Below are 12,027 nucleotides of genomic sequence, written 5' to 3'. Positions count from 1 at the left end.
ACTTCGCCAGCAAGGCCCTGCCGCTTCGCCCCGCAAGAGCCTCACTGCTTCGCCCACAAGAGCCCCACTGCGTAAGCGGTGGGGGTTTTCTTCTACGTGAAGCAACCCCCACCGCTTACGCAGTGGGGCTCTTGATTGACCATGCTTCAAGTTTTCTGCCTGCGTGAAGCAACCCCGCCACTTCGCCAATAAGAGCCCCACTGCGTAAGCGGTGGGGGTTTCTCCCTTGTAAGGCAACCCTCGCCGCTCACGCAGCGGAACTCTTGATTTTAGTCAATCACAAACCTGCCAAAGCGTGTTCATCAATCCAAACACACAAAGCACCGGGTTGGTCTCTCACATAAGCGAACGCCGTCTGGATCATCCAGTCATCTGTCTTCAACCGGGTTGAACCACCATGAGTCCACCACCGACCACCCGTTGTCTTGCCGCCCAATCGATTCAACGCCCCGCTTGCATACGCTTTCAAATCTCGAAGGATCGTATTTTGATGAACGGTTTCTAGAACCGTCACCAACACATGAGCATGATTCGGCATCACGGCGACCGCCAACAAGATCCACTTGCGATAAGCCATAGTCTCCCGAATCTGTCCCGCCACGGCCACGCCCTGTTCCGGTGTGAGCCAAACAGGCTCGCCCGACAAAATCTCTTTCATCGCCTTGCGAAGCGCCGGGTTGCCCTGCTCGTATTCGGTTCCATGACCGTTGTGTATCACCTTCTCGGCATCATCAGTCCGGATGTCCCCGACAAAACCACGAGCATCACCGGGGAGCCAAGTGGCATAAGTCGTCCAAGTAATCAGCCATGTCCGGGTCACGGCATTTTGCCTTGTGAAATCACATGTTTTTTTGACTCTTCCATCATCAAACCAACCTCTTCGCACTCAAGAGCCCCACTGCGTGAGCGGTGGGGGTTTCTCCTGTGCAAGGCAACCCCGGCCACTTCGTCATTCAAGAGCCCCACTGCGTAAGCGGTGGGGGTTTTCTTCCACATGAGGCAACCCCCACCGCTCACGCAGTGGGGCTCTTGTTGATGCTGCTGCGGGGGCTTTCATAGCCACCTCATCACGCCGCCGCCACATCCGACCGGGTGTGGAAGCTCAGCCGCACGCTCATCGCTTGCTCCGCAATCAGGACGAGCAGCATCACGAAATAGAACCACGGATTTTCGGACAAATCCCGCTTGCGGGACAGCAGCGATTCCACCAGTTTTTCGTCGGTGGCGGTGTGGAGCGGGGCCTTGGCGATTTGCGTGATGTCGTTCGAGTTGGCGCGGGCGAGGTTGCCCTCATGCTCCACGTCCACGTTGTACGCCAGCACCCGGAAGTCGGCTTTCGCCGGGCCGTCCGGGGCGGCTTTGCCCGGTTCGGCGCGGCGTTCGGCAAAGCGGAAGAGGTAAGTTCCCGGGTCTTTCCCCAGGTTGAAGTCGAGCTTGAGGAAGCTCTTCTTCTCCTCGGGCTTGTCCTTGGTCTTTTCTTCTGTTCGCTCCTCGGTGGCCATCAGGTTCTCGCCAAGCGAGGAGAACCCGATCTTGTTGCCCTTCACGTCCTCGGAAAACCGGGCGGTCCGGTATTTGGCGTCGTAGTTGTTCTTCTCGAAGGTGAAGTCCCATTTGCGGCCGAGCAACGGGCTGGAGTCCGTGCCAGCGCTGGCCATGTAGCCAAGCATGTTAATCATCATCGGCGGATAGTACGCCTTGCCGAACCCCTCCATGTCGTTCCAAGAGGCCCCGGCCGAGGTCATAAAGGCGGTCACGCGGCCTTTGCCGAAACTCTTCGCCAGATAGAGCGGATCGCCGAAGGAAACTTCATCCCGCAGTTTCTCGACCTTTTCCTTGAGAATCGCGTTCTCGGCGGCGGCCCAGAAATTCACCATGCTCGGTCGCTTCAGGGCTTCGTTGCCCGGATCGTCGAGCAGCGATTCCAGCACTTTGCCAAGGTTGAACAACTCGCTGGTGCTGGCCGCCATCTGCCGCAATTGTGTGCGGTAACTGGTCAGCGTGGCCGAATAGCGTTCCCACTTCGGCTCGGTGATCGGGAACTCATCCGTCAGCTTGTTCACGCGGTCCGTGTAGGCATCCATCGGGCTGGTGTTCTGGAGGTAAACCAGCGTGCTAAGGTCCGAATTGCCGGCTTGAAGCGCCTGGGTGTTCACCCGGATATAACGGTCGATCACCACGAAGATGAAGAACTTTTCGTACTCGTCCTCGCTGACGGCCTGCCCACGATTGTCCGTGTATAGCTTTTCCAAGGCCGGGTGGGATCGGGTCTTTTTGCTGGTCAGCAGTTTCTTGTTGTAGGTCAGGCTGCGCATGAACTTCAGGGCAGACCGCTTGTCTTCGGGGATGTCGAGGCCGATGGCCTTGTCGAGAGGCACCGGGAAAATGCCTTTGCCATCACGGTAAAGTTGCTCGTTGTAGAGAGGAATCACGTCGGCCTTCATGTTCGGCCCCATGAAGAAGGAGACGCCGCCCCCGGCTTTCGCGTAGTCTTCCAAGTTCCGGATGGCTGCCGGGGTGAACCGGGGCACATCACACACGAACACGCCGACAAATTGCTGGAGGTTCAGTGTTTCCAGTTCGGCCGAGTTCTTGATCTGAACGTCGTAGCCCTTGATCGGCTCCGTGAAGAGCTTTTGTAGGAAGAACGACTCGGCTTCCTTGGTGCCGCGCTGGGCCACCGGGCCGTCGTCCACGATCAGGATTGGCACCCGGTCACGGACTTCAATGGCGGCATACCGCACGTTGTCGGCGGCGATGCCCCCGACTTCCCCCTCCAAGTGGGCGCTCACCACCGGGAACCGGCCGGCGACCGTGAGTTGCAACGTGTCCCGTTCCTCGGGGGGGAGGTTGAGTTTCGCATCCGTCAGTTTGTCGATGGCGGCGACCACGTCGTCGTCCGAGCCGGTGCGGTCGAAGTTCAGCACGAACTTGGAGACCGTTTCCCCGTTCGGCGGGATGGAGGGAATCACCACCATCCCCTCGGGACGCTCGGCCCCGTTCACCCGAATGCGGACGTTGACGGCCTTTTTCTCGCTGTTGGAGTAGTTCCGCACCTTCAGCGTGAACTCGACCGACTGATACTTGGCGACGATCTTCGAGTCCGGGCTGATTTCCGTGATCGCCAGGTTCTCGGCCGACAGTGGCGACTTGGTTTGCTCGGATCGTTCCGGGGAAACGGCATCCAGCAGGTGGACTTCGACGCCCGCTTTTTTGAGTTCCTCGAACGCTTCCGTGAGCCGAACCTTGTTTTGCTCGCCCCAGTCGGCCGAGCGGAAGTCGCCCACGACATGCAGCACCGGCCGTTTGGTGGCGTCGGCCTCGAAGAGCTTTTTCGCCGCCCGCAGTCCGTCCGTGAGGTCCGCGTGCATCAGCGACGCCTTGGTCGGGGCGAGGTAGGTCCGCATGTCGTCCAGCGTGGTGTTGTTCAACCGGCCGAAATCGCGGGGGTTGTCGAGGTCCGTCAACGGCAGGATGGTGACGAACTGCGGACTGGTCGCCTGGACGACCGAGACGCCGATGCGATCCGTGATGAGTTGTTTGGCGTCCTGATACACTTCGCGGTTCTGGCCGTCGTCGCTTCGGATGGTGTCCGAGTTGCTGAGGGTGTTGTCAAACAGGATGACGTGAAGCGTCGTCTGCCCTTCCCGCCCCTTGTCGCATCCGATGAACCGGGCGAGCAACAGGCCGACGAGCAACATCAGCAAAATTCGCAACAACAACAGGATCAATTGTTCGATGATGAGCTTCCGGCGCGCGCGTTTCTGCGACTTGAGCAGAAACTCCATCGCGGCCCACCGGACACGCTTGTACTTCATCCGGTTGATGAGATGGATGATGATCGGGCTGCTGATGAGCAACACCCCGAAAATCATGGCAAACGGATTGGCAAATAAGCTAAGCATGCGTCAGAGTTTCTATCCGTTGGTATCTGTCAGTGTCCGATTTGGCCGTGAGCCATGAGCTTTGAGCGATGAGTCAGAAAAAACCACCAGTGGTTTGGCTTAAAGTTCACGGCTCATCGCTCATGGCCAATCCTCATCCGGTCGGGGCCTTGGTGCCGCCGCTGCGGCTGGCCATGCGCATGTGCAAGAACTTCGAGAGGATCGCGTCCATGTAATCGCTTGTTTTCACCAGCGAATAATCGACCCCCATCCGGCTGCAACCACGCCGGACTTCGACGAGATATTCTTCCAACGCTTCCAAGTAACCGTCCCGCAGGGCTTTCGGGTCACACAGGAGTTGGGGAAGCTCTTCCATCCCCTCGAACTTGGTCGTGCCGCCAAAGGGGAAGTCCACTTCGTCGTCGTCCAGAATATGGAAGACCATCACGTCGTGCCGACGAGACCGCAGCATTTCCAACCCCTTGAGGAGGGGTTCGCGGTCTGTGAGCAGATCGGAAAAGATCACGATCACCCCCCGGCCGTGCGTGGCCTCGGCGACCTTCTTCAAGATCTTCATCGGGTCGGTTTTTTGCCGGGGCGTGCAGGCGTGCAGGGTCTGGGCCATGCCGTCGAGATGCAGGTCCGTGGACTTCGGCGGCATCTGATAACGAATGTCTTCGTCAAAGGCGATCAACCCGGCCGAGTCCCCCTGCTTGATGGCCATGTAGGCGAGACAGGCGGCGGCGGTGGAGGCGTATTCGTATTTGTTCAGCGTCCCGGCTTTTTTGTGCTTCTCCACGCCGTAGTGCATGGACTCGGACACATCGACGACCATCTGCGCCCGCAGGTTGGTCTCGGCCTCGTATTGCTTGATGTAAAAGCGGTCGGTCTTGGACCAGACCTTCCAGTCGAGGTGGCGGATGTCGTCCCCGCGAACATACTCGCGGTGCTGGGCGAACTCGACGGAATGCCCGAAGAACGGGCTGCGGTGCATCCCGGTGATGAACCCCTCGACCACGGTCTTGGCCCGAAGGTCCAGCCGGGAAATGCGGGCGATCACCTTGGGATCAAAAAACCGTCGCGGGTCTTCTTCGTTTCGTTGCGGAGCGCTCATGAATTCATCCTGAATTCGGAAGGAAGAGAAGACCAACCACAAAGACGCAAAGGTCACACAAAGTTTCACAAAGAAATCGAACGACCACGGAACTGTCAGGTCGTGATGACATCATGATGATCCGAGAAGAACTTTTTTCTTCTTCTCCGTGGAACTTTGTGTGACCTTTGCGTCTTTGTGGTTAGTCTTCTCTTCCTTCCGAATTCCGATCAGGAGGTGAAGATTTTCTTGAACCGTTCGTCGCTCTCCAGGTCGCCGACGCGGGTCGGCGTTTCCTTGAGCAACCGGGTGATGACGGAGTCCGTCGTGATCCCTTCGGAGGCGGCGGTGAAGTTCGCCAAAATCCGGTGGCGAAGCACCGGCAGGGCGACCGCCTGAATGTCCTCGTGGGCCACGCTCTCGCGGCCGTAGAGCAGGGCTCGGGCCTTGGCTCCGAGGACGAGGTTTTGCACGGCCCGCGGACCGGCGCCCCACGCGAGGTATTCCTTGATGAACTTCGGCACGCCCGGCTCGGTGATGCGGGTCTGCCGCACGAGGGCCAGCGTGTACTTGATGACTTCGTCGGCCACCGGAACCCGGCGGACGAGGTTCTGCAACTCCATGATCTGTTCGCCGCTGAGGACCGGCTTCGGCTCCTCCATCGTGAGGGCGGTGGTTCGCCGGGCGATTTCCATTTCTTCTTGGAAACTCGGGTACTTCACGAACACCTTGAACATGAAGCGGTCCTGCTGGGCTTCCGGCAGGGGATAGGTTCCTTCTTGTTCGATCGGGTTCATCGTGGCCAGCACGAAGAACGGGTTGGTGAGTTTGTGCCGAACGCGGCCCACGGTCACCTGTCGCTCTTGCATAGCTTCGAGCAAGGCGGCCTGCGTCTTCGGCGGCGTCCGGTTGATTTCGTCGGCCAGCACCATGTTGGCGAACAACGGGCCGGGGAGGAACTTGAACTCGCGGGAACCGGTGGAGCGGTTTTCCTCGATCACTTCCGTCCCGGTGATGTCGGCCGGCATCAAGTCGGGCGTGAACTGGATGCGGCTGAAATCCAGCGACAGACACTTGGCCAGCGAGGAAATCATGAGGGTCTTCGCCAAACCCGGCACGCCCTCCAGAATGCAGTGCCCTTTGCTAAACAGGGCGATCAGCAGCTCTTCGATGACCTGTTCTTGCCCGACGATCACCCGGCTGAGCTGTTGCTTGAGATCCTTGAAAGCCGACTTGATCCGGCCGACGGCCTCCAGATCGTTGGCTCCGAGCGTGGAAGAAAGCTGTGTCATGTGGCTTTTGATGGGGTAAGTGTGTTGACTCAGGTTATGAAATCATCAGGGTTGGCCATTAGTTATCGGGCCGGAAAGACAAACCCACTCCGGGGTTTTCGATTTCCGGCTCATGGCCACGGTCATCGTTGGTAGATCGGCAGTGTTCCGTTTTCCAATTGCAGGATCGTCAGGTTCACCGAGGTGGCGAAGACCGGGCCGATGTAGCCGCCGGTCCATGAGCCATCGGAGGCTTGGTTGCTCTTGATGTATTCAAACATGCTCTTGCGGAAATCGCTCCACTTCATGCCGTCCTTGGTCCCGACGATCTTGTCCCAACCATCGTCCCCGAGAACGTACATCGCCTGGGCGAAGTAGTAATTCTGGTATTCGTCGTGGGCCAGCCGACCTTTGCCGAAGGGAATGTTCTTCTGGCAGTATTTCAACCATTTGACCGCATATTCGGACTTGTATTCCCCCTGGCTGAAAGCACAGGCGACGGCGGCGGCCGTCAACGGCGGGCGTTCCCCGCCGTTGGCCGCGAAGCCGTTGGCCAGCGAATAAATAATCCCGCCAGCCGGGGTGGTGGATTTCTTCAAGTAATCAACCGACTTGTCGATGATTGACTTCGGCACCAGAATCCCGGCGTTCCGGGCGGCCCGCAGTCCTTGCAGTTGGGTGATGGTGACCGAGCCTTCGTCAAAGTTGCTGCCTTCGTTGGCGGAGACGTAACCCCAGCCCCCTTTGTCCGTCTGGGCTTTGCCGCAGAAATCGACGGCTTTGGTCAGCAGTTTTTCCAAATCCTTGCGGCGCTTGTCGTCTTCTTCCTCGCCGTAGACGCTTGCAAGGAAGAGCATGCCGAAACCGTGGCCGTACAGATATCGGCTGGCTTCCGTGGGGTTGTTCGGGTTGCCGAGCAGGCCGTTGGCTTGCGACCGCTTCATGAACCACTCAACGGCCTTCTTAATGTTCTGGCTATATTTGCCTTCCCGCATCGTGCTGCCTTCCATCAGCATGCAGATGCCGGCGACGGCCGTCATGGTGGTGGGATACTGGCCGCCGTTGGCCTCCCAGTTGCCTTCGGTTTTGTTTTGGTTTTTGGCGAGCCACTCCAGCCCCTTGCGAATGTTCTCTTGAACATCCACCTTGGGTTCGTCGGCCCGGCTTTGGGACGCGGGAACGAGAATCATCACGAGGGCCAAGGCCCACATGGCACGGAACAAACGGCTCATGAGCAGAGTTCTCCCACGGCTGGCAGGAATTTGACCAATCGTAAAGACGAGTCAGTCATCAAAACTTCACGGGGAATTCGCCCCGTTCGGGAGAGAATGCTTGAAGAAGTGTAAACTCCCAAAGAGTTTGCGTCAAACACAAAATAGGGAAACCGGGGTGAGCGGGGTAGACGACGAGGAGGCACTTCGCCGAAGCAAAAGCAGGCATGCCTCCGGTCAAGATTGATTCAGTCAGCCAAACCGAGTTCTTGCGGGGTGTTGGCGGTCAATAATTTTACCCCCAGTTCGTCGATCTGGGAAATGTTCATCTGTTCGAGCTTTCGCCGCACATCTTCTGGGGGAAGTTGGCCAAATTTCTTCAAACATAGTCTCAGAAAAAATTCCCGTTGCCCTTCTTCCAATGCTTGCTCCCTTACTTCCTGACTCCACAACTTTTTCATGGTCAGTGTCCTTTCTCGCTTCGGGTCAATCAGCAGTTCGTTCAAATCTCGCTTCTGATCTTCTTCCAACGGGGCATAGGATTGGATGAAATCTAATAACAAATGTTTCCGTTCGATATCCAGTGGGCTGGCGGCGATCACATCCATCGCCTCGACGGCCGCCAAAGCCCGGCGGTCTCGCTCCATGTTCATTAGCGTGGACCACGCGGCCGCCAAGGGGTTTGGATGATGGGCATAGTCTTCGGCCCGCAAACCCGGCAGGGCGACGTAATCATACTCGAAGGTCAGGATGCGGCGCTCCCAGAACCACCGCTCGAACACATCCGTGTTCCGGCCTTCCATCCGCAGATTCAGGAAGATGGCGACGGGCAGCACATCCAGCCCGAGTTTGTCGCCGGCTCCGGTGGTGTAATCGTACATCCGCTGGCGAAAATCCGCGAGGCGAGTTGAGCCTTCCGTTTCGATCAGGACAAGGGCCACCGACTCGCGGGGTTCGTTCTCCCGTGGCGGGTCGGCGGGGACAACGGGGAGTTTTGCCAAGACATCAACCACCAATTTTTCGCCGTGCGGCGGGTCGGGGAAGACTTCTTGTTCCACCCATTCCACTTGGTCGAAGCGAAAGCGATTCACCCAAGCGGGAAAGAAGATCTCGAAGAAATCCCGCAGGAACAGGTGCATCAGCCGTTTGAAGAATTGATCGTGATCCACGGAGCGAGTTTCCATTCGGATGCTGATTGACGGATTATCCGCCAATCAGCATCCGGCCGCAACCGGTCACTTGCCGAGGCTTGACTTCCCCAGATTCAGCTTAAACTTCAGGTTCCCCAGCGTCGGAGAAGTGACACCGCAGAAGACGAAGCACATTTCGTTTTCGGTTTGTTCGCCGAACCGCACGGGGATCGGCGGGTTTCGCGGGTTCAGGGGGTTACTGTCCGAGTTATCGTAGGTGGCGCGGGTTCGCAGCACGGTTCCCTTCGGCAGTTTCATCGGGGTCTTCAAAGCGTACATTTCCTGCCAGTTGTAATCCCATTCCGGGATTTTGATGACGCTCTCTTCTTTGCCATCCGGCAGGGTGACGGTCAGTTCAATTTCCTTGCCGAGCAGGTGCATGTGCGGGGTCACGGTTCGCAGGATCACATCTTCCGTGAGCGTCACCGAGGAATCGACTTTGTAATCCTTTTTCCCGGCCGGGATTTGCAGGAACAAGCCGGGCACGGGGACCGATGTGAGGTATTCGGTCATCTTGCCCTTGGTGAAATAGAGACCGATCTTGGTGCGGTCGGTTTCTTCCTTCCCGGTGCGGTGGTAGTGAATCTGCATCACGATGTCGGCGCCCTTCGGCAGCTTCTGGCCGACTCCCTCGGGCATCATTTGCGGCACAAGGCCGGGCGCCCAGCCGCCGAGCATGTTGGCCGGGCCGGGGATGAAGCCCATGCCCCGCGACAGCGAATAGCCGGGACCGCGATCCGGGTCGGTGTCTTTTTGCTTCTTCTGGGCCTCGTCCAGCAGCTTTTTGGCGCGGCCAAAGGTATCAAACGCTTGAATGGTGTGATGCACTACGCGGGGATTTCCCGGCCGCACTTCGACGGCGGCGACATACACATCCTCCGGGAAATTGGTCGGGAAGACGACGCAGTGGAACAAGTCTTTGCCATTCGCGGCGACGACGGCATCCCCGGACATTTCCAAAATCGCGTCCGGCTTGCCAAGCTGCCAGCCATCCGGGAACTTCGGCGGGGCGGGGGCATCTTTCGGATTTCCCTCGGGCATTCCTTGGGCCACCCACGCTTCCAGCGTCTTGACATCGGCCGGTTTCAAGTGTCGCGGGGCGACCAGCAGTTCGCTCGGGGCGGGCTTCCACGGCGGCATCCGGTGGTCTTTCGTCTCGGAGATGATGCCGTCCGACCACTTCACAGCTTGCTTGTATGTTTGCAGCGAAAACGGCCCGACTTCCCCCGGCCGATGGCAGCTTTGGCAGTTGTTCTGCAAAATCGGGGCGACATCGCGGTGATAGGTGACCGACCCCTCTTTCGCCACCTGCCGTTCCGCTTCGGGGAGCGGGCACCCGAACGATTGCGTTTGCGGCACGCTCACCGGTTTTCCGGCCAGCATTTCTTCGAGGGCCGTCACCACATCAAAGCGGGTGGTCTTGGGGGCGGGCCGCATCCGGCCGGTGAAGCCGTTGTCGATCCGGCCGTGATAGCGGACGACCAACTTGTCATCCAAAATGAAGGCTTCCGGGTTCATCTTCGCCCCGAGGGCTTTGACGGCCGCCCCATCGGTGTCTTTCAACACCGGGAAGTTGATGCCGTATTCCTTGGAATGGGCGATGATCTGCTCGGCTGATTCTTCCTTGTTGGCGTTGATGCCGACCACGGTGACGCCCTGCGATTTGAACTTCGTGTTCAAATCGCTCAACGGCTTCGCATAGGCATTGCTCATCGGGCATTCGCACGAGAGAAACACAATCACCGTGGCCTTGGATTTCTGATCCGCCAGATTCCACGCCTTCCCCGCCGAATCCTTGAGCGAAAAGCCGGCCACCGGCTTCGCCTCCTCGGCTTGGGCAATCAGGGCAAACGCCCAAAACAGACTTCCCAGAATGAGATGCTTGAAGGACATGTGTTGTTGTCTCCGAATGGTTGATGTGTATGGAACCCGTGAAGCCGCGACGCGGAGTCTTCGGAGCGGAGCGCGGACTCCCGGCAAACAATCGCTGACAACGACGGCAGTCACATGACGCCGCAAGTTCGCGCTCCGCTCCGAAGACTCCGCGTCGCGGCTTCACGGAGTCGCGTCACTGCTTGTGCCCCAAAAACTCCCGGAAAAACTGCAGCCGCATCATGGGCCGGTTGTGGTCCCAGACTTTGCCGCCGGGGTCCAGGTGGCCTTCCGGGGAGTATTTCGCCGGGTCGGGGGGCGGTAGGTCAATTCGCTCGAAAGTGATCTGCACGGTTTCTCCCGGTCGCGGCTGGCGTTCGATCACCAATCGCTCAATCAGGTTTTGATCGCTTCGCAGGGAGAGTTTGGCCCATTTCAAGCTGGTGGCCGCGTCTTCGCGGGGAGTGGCCACAATCTGCCGGGATGTTCCGGGGATCGCGGCTTCGTCCCCCCAAGTCAGATCGCAACTTTTCAGGAAATACTCCAGCAGTTGCGCCGGTTGCATGGACCGCACATCCAGATACTCGCGCATGGCCTCGGGAGTTTCATCCCCCTCGAAGGCAATCGCCAGTTTTGGCCCCAACGCCGCCCACGCCCGGCCCTTTTCGTCTCGGCCCCACGCACCCGGTTTGCCGTCGCCCCGTTCGAGATAGAAGCGGTCTCCCTTGGCGTGGAGGATGGTTTCCCACTCCACCTCCGGGAAGAAGAATTTCTTGCGGCCGCCGGGAATCCACCGGGTGGTCACACGATAGGCTTGCTCCAGATTGGCCGTGTGGGCGACTTTCGCCTCGGCCACCACCTCGGCCGGGCTGGCGGCCACCGTCTTGCCACTCGGGACCATCAGGAACACGGCGACCAAAACAGCCGCCGCCATCGCCCCGGCCGCCGTGAGGAGCCATCGCCGAAGGGGCCGCTTTCGGGCGGGCATCGCCTGATTCAGCCGGGCCAGCATTCGGTCGCCGTCAATCCGGGCGGCCTCGGCATCGCGGACTTGCCGCACGAGACGATCAATCGGGTGATCGGGAGAGGGAAACGGATCGTTGGTCATCGACGGGTGGTTCCTTTCATCGGGAACAACCCGCTCGCGGGAACCGGGTTACACAATTCCCAAGGTCAAAAATCGGGGGATGAAACTGGACACATTGGACACACTAAAAAGAAAAGAAAGAGCTCTTTGAGCATCTTGGAGGGGATTTGGAGCGGTAACTCCTTGCTCCGCTGGAGTTTCGGAATTTAACCTGACGGCTAAACCAATCTATGGGGTGTCCAATGGGTGTAAACCGAGATGTTGCGGGGGGATTGAGATGAAAATCGAGAACAGAGACAATGAGCATCTTCGTGAGAGATTCAAGAGCCCCACTGCGTGAGCGGTGGGGGTGGCTTCCGAAGTGTGACGGCTACCCCCACCGCTCACGCAGCAGTCGTGTGAAGATCTTTGGAAATCGT

9 protein-coding genes are annotated in these 12,027 nt (G+C 58.6%); all 9 read right to left on the bottom strand.

All coding sequences use genetic code 11. From position 1 onward, the window contains the following. Positions 1-277: 277 nt before the first annotated feature. A complete protein-coding gene (locus BGIM_RS0141455) occupies positions 278-820 on the bottom strand; it encodes a transposase (protein ID WP_020475494.1) in 543 nt (180 codons plus the stop codon). Further along, positions 817-996, bottom strand: coding sequence for a hypothetical protein (locus BGIM_RS0141450; protein ID WP_020475493.1), 180 nt, complete (start codon positions 994-996; stop codon positions 817-819). Before BGIM_RS0141450 ends, BGIM_RS0141455 begins: the two co-directional genes overlap by 4 nt. 71 nt (positions 997-1,067) lie before the next feature. Next, the gene (locus BGIM_RS0141445) at positions 1,068-3,905 is read right to left on the bottom strand and encodes a BatA domain-containing protein (protein ID WP_020475492.1); all 2,838 of its coding nucleotides are present in this window, start codon (positions 3,903-3,905) and stop codon (positions 1,068-1,070) included. A 133-nt stretch (positions 3,906-4,038) separates the two neighbouring features. Beyond that, positions 4,039-4,998 (bottom strand): DUF58 domain-containing protein, encoded by a 960-nt coding sequence (locus BGIM_RS0141440; protein ID WP_040892011.1) that lies wholly within the window; start codon positions 4,996-4,998, stop codon positions 4,039-4,041. Positions 4,999-5,207: 209 nt separating this feature from the next. After that, complete coding sequence (locus tag BGIM_RS0141435; protein WP_020475490.1) at positions 5,208-6,269, bottom strand: AAA family ATPase; 1,062 nt, start codon at positions 6,267-6,269, stop codon at positions 5,208-5,210. Between the two features lie 122 nt (positions 6,270-6,391). Further along, entirely contained in the window at positions 6,392-7,480 is a 1,089-nt protein-coding gene (locus tag BGIM_RS0141430; protein ID WP_020475489.1) for a prenyltransferase/squalene oxidase repeat-containing protein, read from the bottom strand. A gap of 227 nt (positions 7,481-7,707) precedes the next feature. Beyond that, positions 7,708-8,628, bottom strand: coding sequence for a DUF4351 domain-containing protein (locus BGIM_RS0141425; protein WP_020475488.1), 921 nt, complete (start codon positions 8,626-8,628; stop codon positions 7,708-7,710). A gap of 66 nt (positions 8,629-8,694) precedes the next feature. Beyond that, complete coding sequence (locus BGIM_RS55240; protein ID WP_020475487.1) at positions 8,695-10,542, bottom strand: redoxin domain-containing protein; 1,848 nt, start codon at positions 10,540-10,542, stop codon at positions 8,695-8,697. Between the two features lie 175 nt (positions 10,543-10,717). Continuing rightward, a complete protein-coding gene (locus tag BGIM_RS0141415) occupies positions 10,718-11,629 on the bottom strand; it encodes a hypothetical protein (protein ID WP_020475486.1) in 912 nt (303 codons plus the stop codon). Positions 11,630-12,027 lie beyond the last annotated feature (398 nt).

Source organism: Zavarzinella formosa DSM 19928 (assembly GCF_000255705.1).
GTDB classification, from domain to species: domain Bacteria; phylum Planctomycetota; class Planctomycetia; order Gemmatales; family Gemmataceae; genus Zavarzinella; species Zavarzinella formosa.
This window is presented reverse-complemented; position numbering and strand designations above follow the sequence as displayed.

Bases quoted from the DNA above. Each gene is read 5' to 3' on its own strand.
- BGIM_RS0141450 (WP_020475493.1), bottom strand. From the start codon at position 996: ATGTGGAAGAAAACCCCCACCGCTTACGCAGTGGGGCTCTTGAATGAC.
- BGIM_RS0141445 (WP_020475492.1), bottom strand. From the start codon at position 3,905: ATGCTTAGCTTATTTGCCAATCCGTTTGCCATGATTTTCGGGGTGTTG.
- BGIM_RS0141440 (WP_040892011.1), bottom strand. From the start codon at position 4,998: ATGAGCGCTCCGCAACGAAACGAAGAAGACCCGCGACGGTTTTTTGAT.
- BGIM_RS0141435 (WP_020475490.1), bottom strand. From the start codon at position 6,269: ATGACACAGCTTTCTTCCACGCTCGGAGCCAACGATCTGGAGGCCGTC.
- BGIM_RS0141430 (WP_020475489.1), bottom strand. From the start codon at position 7,480: ATGAGCCGTTTGTTCCGTGCCATGTGGGCCTTGGCCCTCGTGATGATT.
- BGIM_RS55240 (WP_020475487.1), bottom strand. From the start codon at position 10,542: ATGTCCTTCAAGCATCTCATTCTGGGAAGTCTGTTTTGGGCGTTTGCC.
- BGIM_RS0141415 (WP_020475486.1), bottom strand. From the start codon at position 11,629: ATGACCAACGATCCGTTTCCCTCTCCCGATCACCCGATTGATCGTCTC.